General features: G+C 32.2%; 23 protein-coding genes. 14 read left to right on the forward strand and 9 right to left on the reverse strand.

What is annotated here, in order from left to right; translation table 11 throughout:
• Positions 1-195: 195 nt before the first annotated feature.
• From H527_RS0100595 to H527_RS0100605, 3 genes are all read left to right on the forward strand, one after another.
• On the forward strand, positions 196-417 hold the full coding sequence (locus tag H527_RS0100595) for a hypothetical protein (RefSeq protein WP_027410906.1): 222 nt from the start codon (positions 196-198) through the stop codon (positions 415-417).
• A gap of 128 nt (positions 418-545) precedes the next feature.
• A complete protein-coding gene (locus H527_RS22925; RefSeq protein ID WP_051316570.1) occupies positions 546-1,670 on the forward strand; it encodes a pentapeptide repeat-containing protein in 1,125 nt (374 codons plus the stop codon).
• 305 nt (positions 1,671-1,975) lie between these two features.
• A complete protein-coding gene (locus H527_RS0100605) occupies positions 1,976-2,554 on the forward strand; it encodes a nitroreductase family protein (RefSeq protein ID WP_035087071.1) in 579 nt (192 codons plus the stop codon).
• A gap of 72 nt (positions 2,555-2,626) precedes the next feature.
• On the opposite strand, the gene H527_RS24350 is transcribed toward H527_RS0100605, so the two are convergent.
• The 4 genes from H527_RS24350 to H527_RS21105 all read right to left on the reverse strand — a co-directional run bounded on the left by H527_RS24350 (position 2,627) and on the right by H527_RS21105 (position 5,664).
• Entirely contained in the window at positions 2,627-3,067 is a 441-nt protein-coding gene (locus H527_RS24350; protein ID WP_051316571.1) for a hypothetical protein, read from the reverse strand.
• A 181-nt stretch (positions 3,068-3,248) separates the two neighbouring features.
• Positions 3,249-4,019, reverse strand: a complete 771-nt coding sequence (locus H527_RS0100615; RefSeq protein WP_027410908.1) for a TIGR03915 family putative DNA repair protein — start codon at positions 4,017-4,019, stop codon at positions 3,249-3,251.
• Positions 4,020-4,028: 9 nt separating this feature from the next.
• Positions 4,029-5,291: a putative DNA modification/repair radical SAM protein gene (locus H527_RS0100620; RefSeq protein ID WP_027410909.1), complete on the reverse strand. Its 1,263-nt coding sequence runs from the start codon at positions 5,289-5,291 to the stop codon at positions 4,029-4,031.
• Positions 5,281-5,664 carry a DUF559 domain-containing protein gene (locus H527_RS21105; RefSeq protein WP_155837773.1) on the reverse strand — a complete coding sequence of 128 codons (384 nt, stop codon included), beginning with the start codon at positions 5,662-5,664 and terminating at the stop codon, positions 5,281-5,283. The genes H527_RS0100620 and H527_RS21105 overlap by 11 nt, the downstream gene beginning before the upstream one ends.
• Before the next feature lie 169 nt (positions 5,665-5,833).
• Here H527_RS21105 and H527_RS0100630 point away from each other — a divergent pair, with 169 nt between their 5' ends.
• A complete protein-coding gene (locus H527_RS0100630; protein ID WP_027410910.1) occupies positions 5,834-6,601 on the forward strand; it encodes an XRE family transcriptional regulator in 768 nt (255 codons plus the stop codon).
• On the opposite strand, the gene H527_RS0100635 is transcribed toward H527_RS0100630, so the two are convergent.
• Both H527_RS0100635 and H527_RS0100640 read right to left on the reverse strand, forming a co-directional pair.
• Positions 6,598-7,599 (reverse strand): App1 family protein phosphatidate phosphatase, encoded by a 1,002-nt coding sequence (locus H527_RS0100635; protein WP_027410911.1) that lies wholly within the window; start codon positions 7,597-7,599, stop codon positions 6,598-6,600. The genes H527_RS0100630 and H527_RS0100635 overlap by 4 nt on opposite strands.
• 75 nt (positions 7,600-7,674) lie before the next feature.
• Complete coding sequence (locus tag H527_RS0100640; RefSeq protein WP_027410912.1) at positions 7,675-10,077, reverse strand: sodium-translocating pyrophosphatase; 2,403 nt, start codon at positions 10,075-10,077, stop codon at positions 7,675-7,677.
• 447 nt (positions 10,078-10,524) lie between these two features.
• On the opposite strand from H527_RS0100640, the gene H527_RS0100645 reads away from it, so the two are divergent.
• On the forward strand, positions 10,525-11,217 hold the full coding sequence (locus tag H527_RS0100645; protein ID WP_027410913.1) for a hypothetical protein: 693 nt from the start codon (positions 10,525-10,527) through the stop codon (positions 11,215-11,217).
• Positions 11,218-11,583: 366 nt separating this feature from the next.
• Here H527_RS0100645 and H527_RS0100650 read toward each other — a convergent pair whose 3' ends face one another.
• The 3 genes from H527_RS0100650 to H527_RS0100660 all read right to left on the reverse strand — a co-directional run bounded on the left by H527_RS0100650 (position 11,584) and on the right by H527_RS0100660 (position 15,919).
• Positions 11,584-12,114 (reverse strand): inorganic diphosphatase, encoded by a 531-nt coding sequence (locus tag H527_RS0100650; protein ID WP_027410914.1) that lies wholly within the window; start codon positions 12,112-12,114, stop codon positions 11,584-11,586.
• 214 nt (positions 12,115-12,328) lie between these two features.
• Positions 12,329-14,824 (reverse strand): DUF5686 and carboxypeptidase-like regulatory domain-containing protein, encoded by a 2,496-nt coding sequence (locus tag H527_RS0100655; RefSeq protein ID WP_027410915.1) that lies wholly within the window; start codon positions 14,822-14,824, stop codon positions 12,329-12,331.
• A 117-nt stretch (positions 14,825-14,941) separates the two neighbouring features.
• Positions 14,942-15,919, reverse strand: a complete 978-nt coding sequence (locus H527_RS0100660) for a pyruvate dehydrogenase complex E1 component subunit beta (RefSeq protein WP_027410916.1) — start codon at positions 15,917-15,919, stop codon at positions 14,942-14,944.
• A gap of 224 nt (positions 15,920-16,143) precedes the next feature.
• Between H527_RS0100660 and H527_RS0100665 the strand changes: the two genes are divergently transcribed.
• From H527_RS0100665 to H527_RS0100705, 9 genes are all read left to right on the forward strand, one after another.
• Entirely contained in the window at positions 16,144-16,890 is a 747-nt protein-coding gene (locus H527_RS0100665; protein WP_027410917.1) for an electron transfer flavoprotein subunit beta/FixA family protein, read from the forward strand.
• A gap of 65 nt (positions 16,891-16,955) precedes the next feature.
• Positions 16,956-17,924 carry an electron transfer flavoprotein subunit alpha/FixB family protein gene (locus H527_RS0100670; protein ID WP_027410918.1) on the forward strand — a complete coding sequence of 323 codons (969 nt, stop codon included), beginning with the start codon at positions 16,956-16,958 and terminating at the stop codon, positions 17,922-17,924.
• A gap of 89 nt (positions 17,925-18,013) precedes the next feature.
• Positions 18,014-18,631, forward strand: a complete 618-nt coding sequence (locus tag H527_RS0100675; protein WP_027410919.1) for a bifunctional nuclease family protein — start codon at positions 18,014-18,016, stop codon at positions 18,629-18,631.
• A 53-nt stretch (positions 18,632-18,684) separates the two neighbouring features.
• Complete coding sequence (locus H527_RS0100680) at positions 18,685-20,382, forward strand: NupC/NupG family nucleoside CNT transporter (protein WP_027410920.1); 1,698 nt, start codon at positions 18,685-18,687, stop codon at positions 20,380-20,382.
• 137 nt (positions 20,383-20,519) lie between these two features.
• Entirely contained in the window at positions 20,520-21,344 is an 825-nt protein-coding gene (locus H527_RS0100685) for a thymidylate synthase (RefSeq protein WP_027410921.1), read from the forward strand.
• Between the two features lie 22 nt (positions 21,345-21,366).
• On the forward strand, positions 21,367-21,792 hold the full coding sequence (locus H527_RS0100690) for an energy transducer TonB (protein WP_027410922.1): 426 nt from the start codon (positions 21,367-21,369) through the stop codon (positions 21,790-21,792).
• Positions 21,793-21,906: 114 nt separating this feature from the next.
• Positions 21,907-23,073, forward strand: coding sequence for an ergothioneine biosynthesis protein EgtB (gene egtB / locus H527_RS0100695; RefSeq protein ID WP_027410923.1), 1,167 nt, complete (start codon positions 21,907-21,909; stop codon positions 23,071-23,073).
• 12 nt (positions 23,074-23,085) lie between these two features.
• Entirely contained in the window at positions 23,086-24,060 is a 975-nt protein-coding gene (locus tag H527_RS0100700) for an L-histidine N(alpha)-methyltransferase (protein WP_027410924.1), read from the forward strand.
• 26 nt (positions 24,061-24,086) lie between these two features.
• The gene (locus tag H527_RS0100705; protein WP_027410925.1) at positions 24,087-24,368 is read left to right on the forward strand and encodes a DUF427 domain-containing protein; all 282 of its coding nucleotides are present in this window, start codon (positions 24,087-24,089) and stop codon (positions 24,366-24,368) included.
• Positions 24,369-24,379 lie beyond the last annotated feature (11 nt).

Genomic DNA, 24,379 nt, shown 5'->3' on the forward strand with positions numbered 1-24,379 from the left:
TCTGTTTTTTTTTTTTGAATAGAAAGAAAATTCTGTTTTAGGTATTAAAGCTTTTTTGTGAAATTCTTCAAATCGAATAAATATGTGTTTAATCGAAGATTTATTTCTTTGTTGAATGATTTTTAATCTTTTGAAAGCTAGAATAGTAACTTTATTACATATTCAAAAAGAAACGGTTGCTTAAAAATATATGTGATGAACAAGGATATAGATATTTCTGAAATAAGATGGATCATTCGTAATTTAATTGCATTTATAGCGGTTGAAGGAAAAGACTATGTGAGCGAAGCAAAGAAAAAAGAGTATGTGTCGGCTTATGTACATGTATTAATTAAGACTATCTATCTTATGGATGAAAAGCAAGAGTTTTCTATCATAGAAGATATCGCCGAGGATATTGCAAATTATCTCGAGTAATTTTTTTAGAAAAATCCCCCTATATTTTAGGTAAAGGAAGCTTTTTTGTTCTTGTGGAGAGTTTTCTTTTTTATTGTATCAATAACTTTTATATCTTTTCCGTGTTAAATATCCAAATCTATAACACGGTGAACGAACAAGAACATATAGAAAGATTGAAGACTGAAAATAAGTTGCTTCAAGATAAACTAGATAAAATTAATAAAGGGGATCAGAAAAAAAGAAAATTTAGGTGGTGGCTTCTAAAAAAATCTACAGGACCTGTTTTTGGAAACCGACTTAAAAAAAGTGTAAGTGCAGCTATTACTGAATATAAGGAATATAAAACGGTTTCTGTAGATACAGTTTCTGATGTATCATCCAGTGTAATTTGGAGGTTTACAAGAATCGGTTTGTTTGCATTTTTATTTGCTGTAATACCTTCGTTAGTATTGGTTTTTCAAACCAAATTATTGATGAATCAAAATAAATTAATTACCAGTCAAAATAATTTGGTAGAAGCAGACCGTAGATCATCTTTAGTATTTGTAATGGGAGATGTTTTGGCAGATTTAAACGAAGAGTTAAAATATAAAGGCTCTGGAAGTCGTAATATAAGTAGAACACTAGAGGCTAGAATAATTGGTCTTTGTATGGCAATGAAACCATATCGATATATAGATAATGGAGAGTTAATAGAAAATGCTATTAGTCCAGAACGGGGGCAGCTGTTATTTACATTGCTTAAAAGTGACTTGGGGTTAGAGTCATCACAAGATATTTTAAATTCTGCAGAATTTCAGTATACCAATTTTAGAAAAGTAAACTTAGGAAGAGGAGCTAATCTAAAATATGCTCGTTTAGATTATTCAGACTTTACAGAAGCCCAAATGCCAGAAACTAATTTAGAAAGAAGTGATCTAAAGGAGGTGCAAATGAGTAAAATAAATTTGTCAGATTCTAATTTAAAAAGAGCACGTTTGCAGAATGCTAATTTGCAAAAAGCTGAACTGCTAAGTGTTGATTTTACTAGTGCTAATTTATTTGGAGCAAATCTTACTGGGGCGGATCTTACTGGTGCGATATTATGGGGTACTAAACTAGAAAACACAAATTTAACAGATGCAATATTGGATAATGCAATCGTAGATAGAGAAGATTGGATAGATTATATTTCGAATACTTTGGACTTAAAGGGGGCTAGCGGTATAGAAAAGCGATATAAGATCAAAAAACAAGGAAAAAAACAATTTATTCTAGTTCCTAATAAATGATTTTTTCGACTAAATACATGACAAAGATGTATAGGATATAAGAATGAGTTGATTTATCATTAGGTAGGAGAACAGAATCTGCTATTATAATGATTAAACAAAATAGATTTCAGTATAGTCCAAGGCGACAGAAAATACTTGTTTAGATAAGCATGCGATGTTTGTAATCCATATTCCCATAAGAATAAATTGTTAAGCTGTTTACGCAGGTAAATTAGGGCTTTTAGATTTGCAATACAGATTAATTATTGTGGATGCATATTTTTAATTCTGAGAATAATAACTTTACAGAAAAAATAAATTGTATGTTCAAAGAAGATATAAATGAAATTATTAAAAACAGGAGGTCTGTTTTTCCTGCACAGTATAATGATAAACCTGTTTCTGATGCATTTATTAAATTAGTATTAGAAAATGCAAATCAAGCACCTACACACAGATTGACCCAACCATGGCGGTTTAAAGTACTACAAGGGGATGCAAAAGATAGATTGGGTGTCTTTTTATCGAATACCTATACTGATATTACTTCAAATCAAGATTTTTCGCCATTTAAGTTCAATAAAATTATAAAAAATTGTAAATCCTCGAGTGTAATAATTGCAATATGTATGCAGCGAGATTTAAAAGAACGTGTTCCTGAATGGGAGGAAATAGCATCTACCGCAATGGCTGTACAAAATATGTGGCTTACCTGTAGTGCAAATGGTATAGGGTGTTATTGGAGCAGTCCCAAATTAATTGAGTATATGGATGGTTTTTTTGATTTTGAGGAAGGAGAGCGTTGTCTTGGTTTCTTTTACTTAGGTAATCATGATAAAGATATAGAGTTAGTTTCAAAAAGAGAACCTATAGAAAGTAAAGTAGATTGGTTAGATAAATAGAATAAAAAAACCACCTGGTTTTACAGGTGGTTTATAAAAATCATAAGAAAATTTATGATATTTTTAAATTGACTACTGTTGAGTCATCTCTTGAGCGTACTTTTGCATTTTTTCAGCACTAGCAGTCATATATGCAGTCCACTTTTCAGCATCTTCGCCAGTTAGTTTCCCAGCAACTTCTTGAGCTCCAGCAGAAAGATCTTGTGCTTTTTGACCAAGTGCAGCAAAAGCAGTCATATCTTTACTTTCTGCAGCTTTTTTGTATTCAGCCATATATGCTTCATACTTTTCTACGTATGCTTGTACAGTTTCGTCACTAAAATTAGGAACACCGTCAACAGCATCTTCAATAGTTTCAGAAACCTCTTCTGCAGCTTCTTCTACTTTGTTAGCTGCATCTTCTGTAGCTTCTTCTACATTTTCAGCTGCGTCTTTTGCTTTGTCTGTAGCTTCCTTACAAGATATTACTGTTAAGAACATTAGAGCTAAAGCTCCTAAAAACATTTTTTTCATAATAAATAGATATAGTTAATTTGGTTATTTAACGCCAAACATAATACTTTATTTCGTCTATTCGAAATTTAAAATGGGGAAAAAATACACATTAATTATTTAATAAAATATTCTATCATGTTATAATGTAATGTTTTTAGTAAATAAAATTGAATACTGTCTGATTTTAGAGAAGTATAAATCACTGTGTTTTTTCAATTAGGTATTTCCAGTAACGTTTAGGTAGATGCTGTTTGTGTAATTTATTATTTTTACGAGACTTTATAGTAACACTATTAAAGTATGTACTCCATAGTTTCTGAAAATCTTTCTCCTCTGGCAAAAGTAAATCTGATGAAATCTTGAATTTAGTTTTAGAAAAACTATCTATAGCAATAGTTTCGATGGTTTTTAAATTGTAATAAATACCATAGTTTCTTTTAATATCATAAATAATCCATTTTTGATCTGCATAGCGATCTTTAAAATGGGGAATAATTAATGGTAAAACATTAAAATCTGGTTCAACAGTAGCAGTATATATGGCATCTTTTGTTAATTGAAAACGAACAAATGCTTCCATTCTATGTTTTTCTCTCCCAACCATTTTGGCAACTTGACTAATTTTTAAAATATCTTTATTACTAAAATCAATACCTGTACTTGTTTCTTTTGTAAAAATATTTTGGATATAGGATAGCAAAGTGTTTTCTACCCCTTTAATCTCGCTTAAAAAAGCTTTAAAAAAATCTTGTTGTTGATGGCGTGAAGTTTTCAATAGCAATCCTTTCCATACTCTTAGTGCATTATTTTTGTCTGTAATAATATCTTCAGTTATAGTAAATAGTTGGTTGTTGGCTTCAGATTCCTTTCTAATTATGGGGTTTGTTATTTTATGATGATAAACAAAAAAGACACAGCTTAAAAATCCATCAAAGCTTCCGTCATAAATTAAGATAGTTTGAGGGTTCATGTTTTTGTTTTAAGAAAAAAGACTCAATTGTGAATTGAAATATTTGTCATACTTGCTTTTCGAACTTTTTAAGATTTTATTTTTCAAGTCATAAGAGGAAAGATCTTGTTTGTAAAAGTCTTTAGAATTACAAGTTATAAAATATTGCGCCCTATTCATTGCTATTCCTATAGCTTTAAGATGTGTCCAATCTAAATTTCTAAATTTTCTTGCCTCAAGTATTTTGAATACAGATTGCATGCCTATACCAGGGATTCTGGCTAGCATTTGTTTATCTGCTTTATTGATATCTATAGGGAAAAGATGAAGGTTTCGTAATGCCCAACTTAATTTAGGATCGATATCTAAGTCTAGATTTTTGTGGGTATCATTTAAGATTTCAGAAACAGAAAAACCATAGAACCTCAAAAGCCAGTCGGTTTGATAGAGCCGGTTTTCTCGAAGTACAGGGACTTCAGTCCCTAAAGAGGGCAATCTATTATCATTAATTACGGGTATATAGCCTGAGTAGTATACTCTTCGCATATTAAATTTTTTGTAATAATATGTGGCAGAGTACATAATATCTCTATCACTTTCTCCAGATGCTCCAACTATCATTTGTGTACTCTGTCCTGCGGGAGCATATCTGGGGGTACTTTTTATGATTTTTCGTTCTGCTTTGTATTGTAAGATTTCATTTTTTACTTTTTCCATAGGTTTAATAAAATCTTCATGTTTTTTATCTGGTGCTAATAGTTTTAATCCAGATTTTGTGGGTATTTCAATATTAACACTTAGTCGATCTGCGTATAATCCAGCTTCTCGCATTAATTCATCGCTAGCACCAGGTATAGATTTAAGATGAATGTATCCGTTAAAATTTTCTTCTAAACGAAGTTTTTTTGCTACGGAAACTAGGCGTTCCATAGTGAAATCAGAGTTTTTAAATATTCCTGAACTTAGAAACAATCCTTCAATATAATTTCTTCTATAAAAATGAATGGTTAGGTCTACAACCTCTTGAATTTTAAAAGCAGCTCTTTTTATATCATTACTCTTTCTAGTTACACAATAGGCACAATCATAAATACAGTGATTGGTTAAAAGGATTTTTAGTAGAGAAACACAACGCCCGTCTTCTGTATAACTGTGACAAATACCAAACCCAGTGTTATTCCCTAGTCCTTTTTTATTGTTACTTCTTTTTCCTCCACTACTGGAGCATGAAACATCATATTTTGCAGCATCTGCAAGAATAGAAAGTTTTTGACGTATTTTATCAAACGACATAAATAGAATTTGTAGAAGTGTTTATTTCGTTCTGAATAGCTCTTATTATCTCCTCGATATCTGTTAATATTTGATAATCGGTGAAGCGAAGAACAGTTATCCCTAGAGAAGTAATGAATAATTTTTTAGGAGAATCTAAATTATAAATGTCCGAAAATTCATGAGCATAACTGTCTATCTCTATTGCGATTTTTAATTTGGAACAATAAAAATCAAACTTGTAATTTTTTATAACTTTATTTTTCAGAAAGGGAAACCCTTTTTCAATAAGTTTTTGATGTAACTGCTGGATAGAAGTAATTGAATTATCTAACGAGTGTCGTATAACTTTTTCAGATGCTTTTTGATATACAGGTATGGTGTGAGAAATCATAAAAAATAGTTTATGTTGTAATTTTTCCAAATTTATGGAAAAATTCCATACAAAATAAAATTAAAATATGTTAAAATTGGAAATATTCCAAAATCTTGTATATTTGTTGTAAATTATCCCAGATCACAATCCTACTTTATATGATTAAATTATTAAATTTTTCTATTTTATGGATATTTTAACTGACCAAACCATAAAGCGTTTTAAGCAAATTCGCGAAGAGAACCATTATACTCAATCTGATTTTGCAAAGATTTTACAAATCAAAAATTCTACAGCAGATATAGAAAGAGGCAAAACTAAAATTTCAGGAAAAGTTGTCGCTAAATTACTACAGGAATTTAATATTAATCCTTTGTGGTTATTTGGGGACAGTACCCAGAAAAAAATACAATTGCATCTGGGAGATGTCTCTCCTAAAGTTGTGACTATTGATTCGGATAACAATGAAAATATAGTTTTAGTTAATGTAAAGGCTGCTGCAGGATATCCTCATAACGTACAAGATCTAGATTGGTATCAACAATTACCTGCTTTTGATATCCCGTTACCAGAATATCGAAATGCTACTTATCGCGGTTTTCAGGTGGAAGGAGATAGTATGTTGCCACTGCTAGAGCCTAAAGAATGGGTAATTGGTAAAGCAGTTAATAACCTTTCTGAAGTAAGTAATAATGCGATATGTGTAATTATATTAGAGGATAGTGTTGTGGTTAAAAAAATAAGAAAAAATGAAGATATATCTGTAATAACTTTAATTTCATTAAACTCCGAGTATTTGCCATATAATATTCAAACACATCAAATTGTAGAACTTTGGGAGGTAAATAGTAAGTTAAGTTTTAATATTGATGCAAATTCAGATGTTGCTGGTATGAAACAATTACAAGAGGCGATGTTGGCATTAACCTCTGAGGTGAGAAGTCTAAAAAATTAATTTATAAAGCCATGCTCTTTTACATGTTGAATAGCTTCATTAGAATTATGTACAAGTAGGATGGGAGTAGTTTTAAAAGATTGTATTATCTTTTTAATTCTTTTTTCTTTTTTACTATGATTAACATCTCTTAAATAGATTGCTAAAATACGATCAGGATATTCTTCTGCAATTTTTGTATAGATATCTGCATCTTTCTCTCCGCTATCTCCTATTAAAATAAAGTTGAGGTTTGGGTATAATGTCAATAAATTTATAATTTCAGATCGTTTATGTGATTCTTTAGGTTTTGGTGTTTTATCAAAAGGAGTTCTGAAATCTCTTAGTAAAATTGGGCCTTTTGGGAAATGATTTTTTTCTAAAAAAGCACCTAAGTAGTCGTATAAATTCCAGGGGCTATTACTTACATAAAAGAAAGGGTTAATAGGTTTCTTTTTTGTTCCTATCTGTAGTTTTTTATAAAAATCAACAGTTCCTTCTACTGGCATTCGTTTATCATAATTTTTGAAAAGAGTATTGACAGCTACTCTCCATTTTAAAGTAGAAGCAACTCCAGTGTGTAAAATAGTATCATCGATATCGCTTATAATTGCAAATTGAGCATCGTTAGATGGAATTAGCATTTTACCAGAAAATGTATTTTGATTACTTATCTGTTTTCTTATATCATTTGCTTTATAGTTAATTATATAAGAAACCCAGCCTTTGTCATCGGTTAGGGTAGTAAGGTTAGGGATTGCAAGATTAAAATGGTAATATCCTTCAGAATCTGTTGTAGTTTCAAATGTTTTTCCGTTAGAAAGTTTTAATTCAATAAGAGTATTGGGTATTTCGTCACTCTCTAATTGTTTGTAAATGTTTTTAAGAGTTTTGTAAATATTCTGGTTAGAGTCAAAATTCACATTTTCATCTTCAAGAGCTCTTCCTTTGGCATGAAAATTAGTATCTGTTCCATAGCCTTCATAAGTATTAATACGTAATGTTTTTTTCTTAAACATGTAAAAACAGTTTTGCATAAAAATAATCAACCTCGCTCAAAGAGGGAGGTTGATTATAAAGTAAATTTAATATTTTTATTTTATTAAAATTTTAATAGCTTCGATTTCAGCTTTTACTTCAGATTCGGAGCCTCTTAATTCTTGTGTTTTGCGTTTTATTTTTCCGTTCTCTAAAGTCTGAGTAGTCACAGTAGCAATTGCTAGGTCATTTTCTACGTTCATACTAACTTCTACTTTATTTTTAGAAGAATCATCAGTGTACTCTATTACTTTTGAAGTATTATTAGCGGCAACTATAGTTTCTGAGTGATTTCCGCCTAAAATAGGGGCAATTACAAGACCTATTAAACAGGTTAGTTTAATTAAAATATTCATTGATGGGCCAGATGTGTCTTTAAAAGGATCACCAACAGTATCTCCTGTAACGGCAGCTTTATGAGCATCAGAACCTTTGTATGTCATCTCTCCATTGATTTCGACACCTGCTTCGAATGATTTTTTGGCGTTGTCCCAAGCTCCACCAGCATTGTTTTGAAAAATAGCCCATAATACACCGCTTACCGTAACTCCAGCCATATATCCTCCAAGCATTTCAGCAATAGCTTTAGTATCCATTCCAAAAATCATTGGAACGAAAGCGATTACTAAAGGAAATCCAATAGTTAATAAACCAGGTAACATCATTTCTTTTAAGGACGCTTTTGTAGAAATAGCTACACATTTATCGTATTCGGGTTTACCTGTTCCTTCCATGATTCCTGGAATTTCTTTGAACTGTCGACGTACTTCTTGTACCATTTCCATAGCTGCTTTTCCTACAGCATTCATCGCTAATGCAGAGAATACCACTGGTACCATGCCTCCGACAAATAACATTGCTAATACGGGAGCTTTGAAAATATTAATCCCATCAATTCCTGTGAAGGTAACATAAGCAGCAAATAAAGCTAAAGATGTTAAAGCTGCAGAAGCGATAGCAAATCCTTTTCCTGTCGCCGCTGTTGTGTTTCCTACAGAATCTAATATATCGGTACGTTCTCTTACTATTGGTTCTTGTTCGCTCATCTCTGCAATTCCTCCAGCGTTATCAGATATCGGTCCAAAAGCATCAATCGCTAACTGCATAGCTGTTGTAGCCATCATAGCAGATGCTGCTAATGCAACTCCGTAAAAACCTGCAAAGGCATAAGATGCCCAGATAGCTCCAGCAAATAATAAAACAGATGGAAATGTAGAAATCATCCCTGTAGCTAAACCAGCAATAATGTTTGTTCCTGCACCAGTACTGGATTGTTGTACAATTTTAAGAATAGGTGACTTGCCTAATCCAGTATAATACTCAGTTACAGAAGAAATTAATGCTCCCACAGCTAATCCAACTAAAGTTGCATAAAATACGCGCATTGACGAAATTTCTATAAGACCCTCACCAAAGAATTCCATTTTCATAGTTTCAGGAAGCATCCATTTGCATAGTACAAAACAAGATGCTGCTACTAAAATAATAGATGTCCAGTTACCAATGTTAAGTGCTCCCATTACTTGAGCTTCTTTGGCATCGTTACTTTTGATTTTAACAAGCATAGTGCCTATTACTGAAATGATAATACCTACACCAGCAATAGACATTGGTAATAAGATTGGTCCAATACCTCCAAAAACATCTGTAATCGCACCTCCCATGTCTTTAATTACATAGTTACCTAGTACCATAGCGGCAAGTACAGTTGCTACATAAGACCCAAACAAATCGGCTCCCATACCAGCTACATCTCCTACATTATCTCCTACATTATCAGCTATAGTAGCAGGGTTACGTGGGTCGTCCTCAGGAATACCTGCTTCTACTTTGCCTACAAGATCAGCACCTACGTCTGCGGCTTTAGTGTAAATACCCCCACCAACACGAGCAAATAAAGCAATAGATTCTGCTCCTAAAGAAAATCCTGCTAAGGTTTCTAAAACCACGGTCATTTTATCTGTAGAAGTCCATTCGCCTCCCATAAATACATTGTAAAATATAATAAAGAAAGCAGTTAACCCCAATACCGCTAGTCCTGCTACACCAAGTCCCATTACGGTGCCTCCACCAAAAGATATTTTAAGTGCATTTGGTAAGCTAGTACGAGCTGCTTGAGTAGTTCTAACATTTGTTTTGGTAGCTATTTTCATGCCTATGTTTCCTGCAAAAGCAGAGAATATAGCTCCAAAAATAAAAGCAATCACAATTAGCCAGTGTGTGGTGTCGACTATTAAAGAAACAATAAATAATAAGATGCTTACTATTACGACAAATATTGCTAGTAATTTATATTCTGCATTTAAGAAAGCTAAGGCGCCTTCGTAAATATGATCTGAAATTTCTTTCATTTTGCCATCGCCTGCATCTTGTTTCATTACCCAAGATTTTTTGATTAGCATGTAAACTAGCCCTAGTAATGCCAATACAATTGGCATATAAATCATATTTGATCCCATTCAGTGTGTGTTTAAGTTAATTAGTATCTAAAAGTAGTAAAAATACCCTAAACAAGAAAAAGATAGTTGAATAGCAAATAATTACGATTAATCATTACGGTGAGATATTTGAAAAATACACTGTTTATAGGGTGCTGGCTATTGAATTAATCGTATAGTTTTGTCAATGTTTAAAAATAAAAACGAATAGAACTTTTTGTGATAATAAAAATTATTAAACAATATTTTTTTTCGAAATAGAAGAAATATTGTCTGAAAAAAGTTTAATGATATACTTGATGAATATCGAAAAAAATTGGATGTGGCCAAATAAGAATATAGGTTTTTTTGGAGTGTTTCTAATATTCGATGAGACGAGACGATTGTATCTAAAAGTATATTGAAAATTGTGAGTAAAAATGATGTTTTGTACATCTTAATTATAAGTTTAAATTAATATTGAAAATTATGAAAAAAAGTTATTTGAAAATTGTAAGTAAAGCTGTTTTGATCGGTTTTTTTGGAATGTTTATTGTTAGTTGCGAAGGCGAAGATGGAGTGAATGGAATTGATGGACAGGCTGGAGTTGATGGTGTAAGTGGTGAGAATGGTATAAATGGAGCAAATGGAGCAAATGGAGTAGGTTTTGAGGAGTTAACCAAATATGGAGCTGTAACGTTGAATATTTCAGGAACAAGATCAGATGATGTCGATTTTACTCATGCTGGCGAATTGAAATTTACTCACAATGAGTCAGGTAATAATGATGTGGAATTTAATGATCCTAATGTGAATTATTCAGTCGTACGATTTGTGAATTCCCCTGACTCTCATGATAATAGTTCGGTTAGGCTTAATTTAACTGTTAACGATGCGGGCTTATCGACCCAAAACTTTGGTTTTTTCGTAAATTTTAATGGCTATTCTATTATTTCAGATGATTTAAAGTATTTTGAAATATCTGCTGGATATGCGGATTCTAATACTAGTGTGTCTAATTTTAGTATAACAGAATATAGTTTTGATGAGATGACTAATAATCTAAAATATACTTTTACTATGACTGTTGCAGGTGCGAATAATATAACAGGAAATGATATGATAATATCAGGAACTGTTGATGTTATTGTATTAGAGAGTTTAGGAAGAAGACCAAGATAGAGTTGAATAAGAATTAATGTATGGAAAGAGGTTATCAGAAAAGATAACCTCTTTTTTATATAGTAAATATTTTTTTTCATAATCTAAGTTAGATTATGAAAAAAAAATATTTAAAAAAACGTACGTAAATTTATTAGGTTCTAGTTTATAATAGCGTTGATAGTTGTGAAAAATATACATTTAATTATTCCAAGGTGTTTATCCTGCTCTAAATCTTTTCTTTTGGGAAGGGAATGTGCTGAGTTTTGATAAAATTATTAACGCTATTATAAACTAAAGCCTTACTTTAGTGTTTCAAGAGCATAAAAAAATCGCAATATTTTATATAAAAATATTGCGATTTTTTTATGCTCTTGAAAGAGGCAGTTAGTAAATGCTAAATAGTCCATTTGGTTTATTTTCTAGATCTTCAAAACGTTTTACACATGCTTTGATGATTTCTTTAGCTTCATCAACATTGCCCCATCCACCAACATCAACTTTTTTCTTTTCTAAATCTTTGTATACTTGAAAAAAGTGTTCTATTTCTTTTATCAAATGTGGGTTTAGTTCCTTAAGGTCATTAATTCGACAAGCTATAGGATCTGAAACGGGTACACATATAACTTTTTCATCAGGCCCTTTTTCATCAGCCATATGGAATACACCAATTGGTTTTACTTCCATTACACAACCAGGGAAAGTTGGTTCGGTAACTAAAACTAAAACATCTAGTGGATCACCATCCAATGCAAGGGTTTCAGGAATGAAACCGTAGTCTGCAGGATACATCATGGATGAAAAGATCATGCGATCGTATCTAATTTTTTTTATATCAAAATCGTATTCATACTTATTTCTACTTCCTTTAGGGATTTCAATAAGTACATCAAAGCTTTCGCGAGTGGCTGCGCTCATAATTTTATTCTCTTTTTTTAATGGCAGCAAATATAGGGATTACAAGAGGTTGGTTAAAATTTATTATGGTAAAATATTAAGTTTTATATAAATTTTAATGTTAAGATAATCTATAAAGGTTTCGATAACAAATAGATAAAAAAAGATGGTATAAAACTATATTTATGAATTTAAAGTTGTTGTTTTTTAATTTTAGCTTTTGCCCAAAGAACATTTAGAAATGAAATCCAAAAGATCCAGTAACTCCGAATTTACGAGCATCAGGGTTTTCAAAATAATTTCCTCTAAAATGAAAATCAACTCTAAACACTTTAAAAATATTACCGACTCCTAAGCTATATTCCCAGTAAGCTTTGTCTTTAGGAGCTATTAGAAATTCTCCTGAAGGGCTACTTAATAATTTATTAGCATTAGATAAATCCCCCCATGCAGATCTAAATCCAACCAACTCTCGTAGGTTTAATTTTCTTAGTAAAGGTATTCTTGAAAATATTCTTCCATTAAAATTATGTTCCAGATGTAAGGTTGCATAAGTATCTGTTACAAACTCATAAAAATTTAATAAAGGAAAAGTGTTGTGAATAGAAATATATGTTTGATTTCCTGGTATTACACTTAATAAACCAAGGGGTACGTCTCCAAAGGTTTTACCCACTTCGAGGGTGCTGTTTAATTGCCCGAAACCTCCAATGTTCCAGGGTTGTTGATATAAGAACTGTATTTTTTGATAATCGAAATCACTTTCGATAATATCTTTTATCCCTACTCCGTAATTAAGAAATAGAGTTGCATGATTTCCTGAATTAACTATTGTTCTGTCTACACCGTACCCTGCAGTTTTTCGTCCAGGAAAATAAGCAATTGTAGTTGCTATTTCAGTTTGCTTAATTTTTGTTTTAAGAACATTTGTTTCTGGATCATTAAAATCTAAACTAAATAGGGATTGATCTGCTGGTTTTAAAGTTCTAAAAGATCCAGTAATCCCAATAGTTAAGTTTTTTCTGGGTTCTAATTGCATAGCGACAGCCGATAAATTAATGGAGGTTAATCTGTCGTTATCCCCTGTAGATATAATAGAGGATGAAGCCAAGCTTCTACCTTCTACATCATTTGTGTTTGTTAAGCTGGCTCCTAATTGTTCTACATCTCTTCGATTTCCTGCCGAAACAATAAGCCTAGATTTTCTATCTACTAGATATTTACCAGATAAACCGTATTTAAATTTATTGTCTTTAAAACCATAGGCTCCATAACCTTCAATTCTCCATCGATCATTGGCGGTAAAATAAGTTCGTCCTCCTGCTCGTAATCTCCAACCTTCAATATCATTATATCCAACGGTAGAAAATAGAGGTCCAAAATCGAAGCCATTAAACTCGATATACCCTGTAGCTAGTATAGTGCCAATATTATAAAGCCGTTTAAAAGCTTTTACAGTTTTAAGGGTGTCTAGTAGTTTATATACTTTTTGTTCATCTTTGTTTAAAACTTCCATTCTGGCAGCATCCCAAAAAGAATCAGCCCGATTATAAATATCTTGGTCATAGGGGTCTACTTGACTTTGATAGAATTTTTTGTCTTTTTTTATATCAAATTTATAATTGTCATATAAGGTAGTTCTTTTGCCGTAAATACCTCTGGATTTTTCTTTTTTACTAAAAGCAAAATCAGATTGAAAATAATCCTTAGTGATTAGAAAAATAGAATCATTTAATACATCAAATTCTTGTTCTATATAAAGGTCTTTTACCCAGTTTATGTTTGCGCTTTTAGTTACTTCTAAGTTTATTTCTTTAATAGCCCAAGTAGTGTCATTTACCCAAAAATCTCCTTTAAAAGTTAATTCATTTTTTCTTCTGGGGTAATAAATTATGTTATAGCACCACTTGTTGTCAACATATGCACTGTCGGTAAGAATGTAATTATATACGCTAACGCCTGTTCGAGATAATGGACTGGTAAAACTTTTGTCAAAAAATTTTAAATAATTTTCATAAATATCATAGTCAGAATAAAGGTCTTTAACAAAAGCAATTAAAGTTTGATTATCACTAAATCCAGCATTTTTATTTCCTTTAAGAACTTCTTTGTATTCTTTTATTGTGTTATCACCATAAACGTTTGAAAGAGCTTCATTTAGAAAGATTGGTAAATATGTTTTACCAGTTACTCTTGATGTATCGATATCATCAAAAATGAATTCCATACCATTAAAAATTCTACTATTTATTAAAGCACTATCAATAGTATTTAGGTCAAATTCTAATTTCTCATATTTGTTATAGGTGTATTGTTTGAATTTTTTAACTCCATTTTCTCTACGATTCTTCCATATCTTTCTTAGGATATCAATAGCAGGATTATTTTTTTTAGAGGTTTTGCCTTTATAAATAACAACTTCATCTAGTGTAGAAGCTTCTTCCTCTAGGATGATTTCCATATTATAAGTTACGCTACCAGTTAATTTTATGGTTTTTGTCTGAAAACCAATAAAAGAAACTTTAATACTAGAATACTTTTTGTCTGCTTCCATGTAGAATCTACCATTCTCATCAGTAATTGTACCTATAGTAGAATTTACAAATACAATATTAGCAAATGGCACTGGTTGGTTAAAATTATCATATACTTGGCCACTAATTTTGGTCTGTGAATAAGTGAAAGTAAAGCCAAATATGGTAATAAGTACTCCTAAAATGAAATGTTTCATCTAAAGCTATTAAGATTGTTATTTGTGATAATTATTAAGTCGCCACAACTTGTATTCATTTTTTTAATTAATGGTATTCTAGAAAATGAAGTAATGTGTAAATAAAAAGATTTCTTCTTATTTATACATTACTTTTTTTACAGCTTTAATAACATCCTTACTATTTGGTAGCCATTCTTCTAATAATTCAGGAGAGTATGGAGTAGGAGTGTCTGCTGTATTGATTTTTATAATAGGAGCGTCCAGATAATCAAAAATTTCAGATTGTACTTGGTATGTTATTTCAGAAGAGATATTGGCGAGAGGCCAAGCTTCTTCCAGAATAACTAATCGGTTAGTCTTTTTTACAGAAGTAAAAATAGAATCTAAATCCAAAGGGCGAACTGTCCTTAAGTCTATTATCTCACAAGATATATTTTCTTTAGCAAGCTCATCGGCAGCTTTGTAAGCCTCTTTGATGATTTTTCCAAAAGAAACAATAGTAACATCCGTACCGTCTCTTTTGATTTCAGCAACACCAAGAGGGATGGTGAACTCGCCTTCTGGAACTTCACCTTTATCTCCATACATTTGCTCGCTCTCCATAAAAATAACAGGATCATTATCTCTAATAGCAGATTTTAATAGACCTTTTGCATCTTTTGGATTAGATGGGATGACTACTTTTAAACCAGGAGTATTTGCAAACCAGTTTTCAAAAGCTTGTGAATGTGTAGCTCCTAATTGACCAGCAGAAGCTGTGGGGCCTCTAAAAACAATAGGGATATTAAATTGTCCACCGCTCATTTGGCGCATTTTTGCAGCATTATTGATAATTTGATCTATGCCGACCAAAGAAAAGTTAAATGTCATAAACTCTATTATAGGCCTGTTCCCATTCATAGCGCTACCTACGCCAATACCTGAAAAACCTAACTCAGAGATAGGTGTGTCTATAACTCGATCTGGACCAAACTCATCCAGCATACCTTTACTCGCTTTGTAAGCGCCATTATACTCTGCAACCTCTTCGCCCATTAAATATATAGACTCATCTCTTCGCATTTCTTCACTCATTGCTTCGCAAATTGCTTCTCTGAATTGTATGATTTTCATTTAATTGTTTTTTTAGTCGTAATAGGAAATAATAAAAATATGTATTATTTTTCTTTTCTTTAGCAAAAAAATACTTTATGCTAATAGCGAAGGCAAAAGTAGCAATTAAAACCTTTTTGATAGGATGTAACAGTAAAAAATTTACTATGCACGCATAGTAAATTAGACTTTTTATTTGTACATTCGCTTTTATTATTAAATTCTCAAAAAAACACCTATATAAAATGAAAATATTAGTTTGTATTAGCCATGTGCCAGACACAACTTCCAAAATTAACTTTACAGATGGTGATACTAAATTTGACACTAATGGAGTGCAGTTTGTTATTAACCCTAATGATGAATTTGGATTAACTCGGGCTATGTGGTTTAAAGAAAAGCAAGGAGCATCTGTAGATGTTGTAAATGTTGGTAGTTCTGAAACAGAACCTACTTTACGTAAAGCTCTTGCTATTGGAGCAGATAATGCTATAAGGATTAATGCAGAAGCTACAGATGGATTTTATGTAGCTAAGCAATTAGCGAAAGTTGTACAAGATGGAGGGTATGATCTTGTAATAGCAGGAAGAGAATCTATCGATTATAATGGAGGGATGGTTCCTGGGATGGTAGCCGCACTTATCGAGGCTAATTTCGTAAATACCTGTATCGGTATAGAGATAGAGGGAGATACAGCAACTGTTGTTAGAGAGATAGATGGAGGAAAAGAAACTTCTATTGCTAAGTTGCCACTAGTTATAGGAGGACAAAAAGGACTGGTTGAAGAAAGTGATTTGCGTATTCCAAATATGCGGGGGATAATGATGGCTCGTAAAAAACCACTTACGGTAATAGAACCAATTGAAGCAAGTCAAGGAACAAAAGTTGTTAATTTTAAAAAACCTACACCAAAAGGAGAAGTAACATTAATAGATCCTGAAAATGTAGGGCAGTTGGTAGAGTTGTTACACAACGAAGCTAAAGTTATTTAATAAGGTTCAAAAATAAATTCTAAAATAATGCTGAAAATAAAATCAGTACAAAAAATATAAAATATATGTCAGTTTTAGTATATACAGAAAGTGAAGGTGGAAAATTTAAAAAAGCAGCCTTCGAAGTTGCTTCTTATGCTAAAGAAGTTGCTGCTATGCTTGGTACTACAGTAACTGCTATAAGTGTTAATGCAGTAGATGATAGCGAGTTAGCAACTTATGGTGTGGATAAGGTTTTGGCTGTAAAAAATGATAAATTATCTGCTTTTAATGCAAAGGCATATGCAGATATTATAAAACAAGCAGCGGAGCAAGAAGAAGCTAAGGTAATTGTTGTAAGTTCTAGTGCAGATAGTAAATTTTTGTCCCCCTTGTTAGCAGTTACCCTTAATGCAGGGTATGTTTCTAATGTAGTGGCCTTGCCAGAAAATATATCTCCTTTTACGGTAAAACGTACCGCATTTACAAATAAAGCTTTTAATATAACAGAAGTAAGTACAGAGGTAAAAATTATAGGATTGTCTAATAACGCTTTTGGTCTCAAAGAGAATCCTGGGTCTGCAACTACAGAGGTATTTGATCCATCTCTTTCGGATGCTGATTTTACAGTAGAAATAAAGTCTGTGGATAAAGCTGTAGATAAGGTTTCTATTGCAGATGCAGAAATTGTAGTCTCAGGAGGGCGAGGGTTAAAAGGACCCGAAAACTGGGGTATGATAGAGGAATTAGCAGATGTTCTTGGAGCAGCTACAGCTTGCTCTAAACCTGTTAGTGATATGGGCTGGAGGCCGCACTCAGAACATGTTGGTCAAACAGGAAAACCAGTTGCTTCTAATTTGTATATTGCTATTGGAGTTTCAGGAGCTATTCAGCACTTAGCAGGAATTAATGCAAGTAAAGTAAAAGTAGTTATTAATAATGATTCTGAAGCACCTTTTTTTAAGGCTGCAGATTACGGGATAGTGGGAGATGCTTTTGAGGTAGTTCCAAAGCTTATAGAAAAATTAAAGGAATTTAAGACGAATAACGCATAATTTTCATAAATTGTGCCCAATTAGGGGCTGTTTGAACTTATGTAAAAGTCCGCATGTTCAAACAGCCTTTTTTTTATTGATAAATAATTATGAGTTTAGTTCGACTGAACATAAAAGGAATATCTTACAGTCAAACCCAAAATGGCGCATATGCGCTAATTTTAAGCGAGGTGGATGGAGAAAGAAAATTACCAATAGTTATAGGTGCTTTTGAAGCGCAATCTATAGCTATTGCTTTGGAAAAGGAAATTAAACCTCCAAGGCCACTAACCCATGATCTTTTTAAAAACTTCGCAGATCGATTTGAAATCGTTGTAAAACAAGTGATTATTCATAAGCTTGTAGATGGTGTTTTTTATTCTAGTATTATTTGTGAAAGGGATAAAATAGAAGAAATTATTGATGCCAGAACAAGCGATGCTATCGCGTTAGCATTACGTTTTCAAGCTCCTATTTTTACATACAAAAACATTTTGGATCAAGCAGGTATATATCTTAAAGTTAATCCAAAAAAAGACGATGAAACTGATTCTGATAGTCTTTTGGTAGATGAGCTAGTATCGGATGATGTTGAAATGGTAGGGACAGAAACTAGTTACAAAGATCTGTCTATAGATGAGCTTAATCGAATGCTTGGTCAAGCTGTTGATAATGAGGATTATGAGCTGGCTGCCAGAATTCGTGATGAAATTTCTAAAAGAAGTTAGTTGCACAAATCGGTATTAAAGATCTAATGCATTTTTTAAATCACGTAATTTTTATGAAGAAAGGATTACTTACTTTTCTTTTTTCTCTGTTTGCTCTTAATATAATAATTGCACAATCTATAGAGAAAAAATGGATTTTAGACGAAATTAAAGGAGCTTCAGAAGAAGCTTTTAATGTAGAAAAAGGAGATTATCTTAAGCTAGATCAGGGACAATTTTCTTACTCTTTTGAAGGAGGTTCTAAGATGCTTCAAGGTGATTATCTGCAACAAAATAATATTCTGTTATTTTTTCCTGAAACCGCTCAGGACTCATTAATACGGTATAGAATTACTAGTGTAACAGATTCTACTTTGGTGGTTTCTAAAAAAGGAATTTCATATGCTCTTATAGTACAAAAAGAAGCCCCTGTAGAGTTGCTGAATAAAGGAGAGCAGATAGTGCCAAATCAAGGATTTTCTTTAAATAGTTTATGGCGTGGTGTTTTAGGTATGATGGTTCTTTTGATTATTGCATACCTATTTAGTACAAATAAAAAAGCTATTAATTGGAAAACTGTTGGGATAGGTCTAGGGGCTCAGTTATTTCTGGCTTTTGGAGTGTTAAAGGTGAGTTTTGTTCAAAAAGCTTTTGAGCTAGTAGGCAAGATTTTTGTTTTAATTTTAGATTTTACAAGAGCAGGAAGTGAATTTTTGTTGGGAGATATGATGAACGTTGATAGTTTTGGATTTATATTCTTGTTTCAGGTATTACCAACGATCATATTCTTTTCGGCGTTGACTTCTGTTTTATTTTATTTAGGAGTCATTCAAATTGTAGTAAAAGGTATGGCTTGGATATTGACTAAGTTAATGGGAATTTCAGGAGCAGAAAGTTTAAGCGTTGCTGGAAATATATTTTTAGGTCAAACAGAAGCGCCTTTAATGATAAAAGCTTATTTAGAAAGAATGACTCGTTCTGAGATTCTATTAGTAATGATAGGGGGGATGGCAACCGTTGCAGGAGGTGTTTTGGCAGCATATATAGGGTTTCTAGGAGGTGAAGATCCTGTTCTAAGATTAGAGTTTGCAAAACATTTGTTGGCAGCATCTGTAATGGCCGCGCCAGGAGCTATTGTAGTTTCTAAATTACTGTATCCACAGCAAGAACCAATAGATACAGACGTAAAAGTTTCTACAGATAAGATTGGATCTAATATTTTGGATGCTATAGCAAATGGAACTACAGAAGGACTTAAGTTAGCAGCTAATGTTGGTGCAATGCTACTTGTCTTTATAGCATTTATTGCTATGATTAATTTTTGTTTTGGTAAGTTTGGAGAGTTAACGGGTTTAGATCAATTTCTTGCGAATCACACACCATATAACAAGTTTTCTTTAGAAGCAATTTTAGGAACTGTATTTGCGCCTTTAATGTGGTTAATTGGGGTAGCAAAAGAAGATATGATGCTTATGGGACAATTGTTAGGGATTAAATTAGCGGCTAGCGAATTTGTTGGATATATACAACTAGCAGATTTAAAAAACCCTTCCAATGTATTGCATTTTACATATAATAAATCTGTAATTATGGCGACTTATATGCTTTGTGGTTTTGCAAACTTTGCATCTATAGGTATACAAATAGGAGGTATAGGTTCGCTTGCTCCAGGCCAAAGAAAAACATTATCGGAGTTTGGAATGAGAGCTTTAATAGGAGGAACAATAGCCTCTCTTTTGTCTGCTACTATTGCAGGAATGATCATAGGATAACATAAATTTAACGTTATTGTTGAAAACTATTGAACAACTATCCGATAATCAAAAAGTTGAAAGCTGACTCGTTTCTGATTTTTTGTATATTTGAATATATTTTGATGACGAATTTTAATAAGAAGGAGTAAAGGAGAATGAAGCAATATCTTGACCTTGTACGTTATGTATTAGATAATGGAAATGAAAAAGGAGATCGAACTGGAACAGGAACTAAAAGTGTTTTTGGCTATCAAATGCGTTTTGATCTTAGTGAAGGTTTCCCTTTGGTTACCACAAAAAAATTACACGTAAAATCGATAGTTCATGAATTGCTATGGTTTTTGAAAGGAGATACCAATATTAGCTATTTGCAAGAAAATGGAGTGCGTATCTGGAATGATTGGGCAGATAAAAATGGAGATTTAGGTCCAGTGTATGGTCATCAATGGCGTAATTGGAATGATAATGAAATTGATCAAATTCAAGAAATAGTCGAGACACTAAAAAAAACCCCAGATAGTCGACGTATGTTAGTGTCTGCATGGAACCCAAGTGTATTACCAGATACATCTAAATCTTTTTCAGAAAATGTACAAAATGGTAAAGTAGCATTGCCACCTTGTCACGCATTTTTTCAGTTTTATGTTGCAGACGGTAAACTATCTTGCCAATTATACCAGCGAAGTGCTGATGTTTTTTTAGGAGTACCTTTTAATATAGCATCTTATGCACTTTTTACGATGATGATGGCACAAGTTTGTGGTTATGAAGTAGGAGAATTTATTCATACCTTCGGAGATGCACATATATATAATAATCATGTAGAGCAATTAAAGCTTCAGTTGTCCAGAGAACCTCATGAATTACCTAAAATGATACTCAACCCAGAAGTAAAAAATATTTTTGGCTTTGTTTTTGATGACTTTAAGTTAAAAGACTATAAATCACACCCTCACATAAAGGGAGTGGTTGCAGTTTAGGCCCAAATTTAAAAGAACTAATATGAAGAAAACATTACTAATATTTACCTTGTTTCTTACAGGATTATCCTTTTCCCAAGATTCAATAATTTTATCACAAGAGAATGCTAACGAAAAAGGAATTACGCCAATGTGGCCTAAATGTGACCGATCTAGGCAGACTCCAGCACAATGTTTTGATCAAAAGTTAAGAGATCATATCATTCATAATTTTGAATATCCAGATCTTGCCCTAAGCGAAGGGCTAAGTGGTACAGTCACTGTAGAGTTTATTATCAACAAAAAAGGAAAAGTAGAAGTGCTCGAAGTAGATGGAGGACATAGATATTTACAAAGAGAAGCAATCAGGATAATTAGAGCAATACCAAAGATGGATCCAGGTAAATGGGGTGAAAAACCTATCGCTGTAGCTTATGTTGTGCCAATTACTTTTATAAAGCCAAAATAACAATTAAAGCCAAAATATCTTAATTTTAACATTGGATTAACCCTTGTTAAAGGATGTAGAATTATAAAAAACAGTAAATTTGAGTGTATACGTAAGTCGTATACACTTTTTTTTATGACCATTACAGATAATTTGCGTACCTCTTTGTTAAAAACCAGATCAGATACTGAAAAGATTTGCAGTCCTCTCCAAATAGAGGATTATGTAGTTCAGCCAATAGTAGATGTATCACCACCAAAATGGCATCTTGGGCATACTACATGGTTTTTTGAAGAATTTATTTTATCTAAACACGCACAAGGCTATAAACGTTTTCATCCAGAGTACGCATATGTTTTTAATAGTTATTATGAGAGTGTAGGGAAACGAGTAATACGTACTAATAGAGGAAATCTTTCCAGACCTACTGTAAAAGAAGTGTATAAATACAGAGATTATGTTACCTCGAATTTACAGTTTTTTTTAGAAAAAAATCAAGACCCCAAAATAAGGAAATTGGTAGAGATTGGTATTCATCATGAAAAGCAACATCAAGAATTATTACTTACAGATATAAAATATATATTAGGTAATAACCCTTTATTTCCTAAGTATAATGATACTTTTATAGAAAATTCAGTTTTCGAAGAAATTCAGAGTTATAGTACGGTAAATGAAGGAGTTTACGAAATCGGCTATTCTGGAAACGATTTTTGTTATGATAATGAATATGGCAAACATAAGGTGTTTCTGAAAGAGTATGCTATTTCAAATAAACTAGTGACAAATAAAGAATATTTGGAGTTTATAGAAAATGATGGGTATAAAGATAGTTTACTTTGGCACGCAGAAGGGTGGGATTGGATACAGAAAGAAAAAATTAAGACTCCCTTATATTGGTATAAAATAGATAAAAAATACTATCAATATACTTTACAAGGTTTAGTACCTTTAAACACTAAAGCACCAGTAACTCATTTGTCATATTATGAAGCTTTTGCTTTTTCACAGTGGAAAGGAGAACGCTTGCCAACCGAGTTTGAATGGGAAATAGCACAATCTTTTTTTAAGTGGGGAGAGAGATGGGAGTGGACAGAAAGCGCTTATTCGCCTTATCCTAATTATAAAAAAGCTCCTGGAGCACTAGGAGAGTATAATGGCAAATTCATGGTTAATCAAAAAGTGCTTAGAGGAGGATCGGTTGCTACACCTCAAAATCATACTAGAGCGACGTATCGTAATTTTTTTCACCCACACCTTAGATGGCAATTTACAGGATTGCGATTGGTAAAGGATATATAAACTTATTTTCACATGAATTCTAAAGATCAAAAAGTTTTAGTTTCTTCCTTTGTAAAAGAAGTAAATGAAGGTTTAACTGCATTTCCAAAATATTTATCCTCTAAGTTCTTTTATGATGAGGTTGGGGACGAGCTTTTTCAGCAGATAATGGCATTGCCAGAATATTATCTTACTAGAGCAGAATACGAAATTTTTAAAACTCATAAAGCAAATATAATTCATCATTTCGATGCAAAAAATGAAGGTTTTGATCTTATCGAATTAGGAGCAGGTGATGGAAAAAAAACAAAATTATTATTAGAAGAGTTGCTTCAAAAAGAACATAACTTTACGTATAACCCAATTGATATAAGTGAGAATGCAATTGAAGGATTGGTGAAAGACTTAAATCTAGAGATGCCTAATGTTGCTGTTCAAGGACAAATAGGAGAGTATTTTGAGGTTTTAGATCGTTTAAAACAAATGAGCGATCGTAAAAAGGTGATTATGGTACTTGGGTCTAATATTGGCAACCTATTGCATCCAAGAGCTATTCAGTTTTTGAAAAAATTATGCAATGCAATGCATAACGATGACCTTCTTTTTATGGGATTTGATCAAAAAAAGCATCCACAGAAAGTTTTAGATGCGTATAACGACAAATCCGGAGTAACTGCAGCTTTTAATAAAAATATTTTAGCGAGAATTAACAAAGAACTTGATGCTAATTTTAATTTAGATAAGTTTATACATTGGGAAACATACGATCCAGAAAGCGGAACGGCTAAAAGTTATCTTATAAGTAAAGAAAAACAAACAGTAGATATTAATGGTTTGTCATTACAGATTTATTTTGAAGCTTGGGAAAGTATTCATACTGAAATCTCTCAAAAGTATGATGATGATATTGTAAAGTGGCTAGCAAAAGAATCTGGTTTAAAAATAGAGAAGTCTTTTTCTGATAAGAATAAAGATTATAAGAATTATTTAATTTCTAAGGTTAAATAATTAAAAACAAAGTAAAAAAAAGAAAAATGAAAGCAATTTGGAACGGTGAGGTAATAGCAGAAAGTAATAATACCAAAGTGATAGAAAACAACCACTATTTTCCTCCAGAAACTATAAAAAAAGAGTTTTTTAAATCTAGTAACACACATACAAAATGTCCGTGGAAAGGAGTAGCTTCTTATTATACCATACAGGTAGACGGAAAAGAAAATCCAGACGCAGCATGGTTTTATCCAGAGACAAGTGATCTTGCTAAACAAATCAAAGGATATGTAGCTTTTTGGAAAGGTGTTGAGGTAGTCGATTAATACTTCGCAAC

This window comes from Aquimarina muelleri DSM 19832 (assembly GCF_000430665.1).
Lineage (GTDB): Bacteria > Bacteroidota > Bacteroidia > Flavobacteriales > Flavobacteriaceae > Aquimarina > Aquimarina muelleri.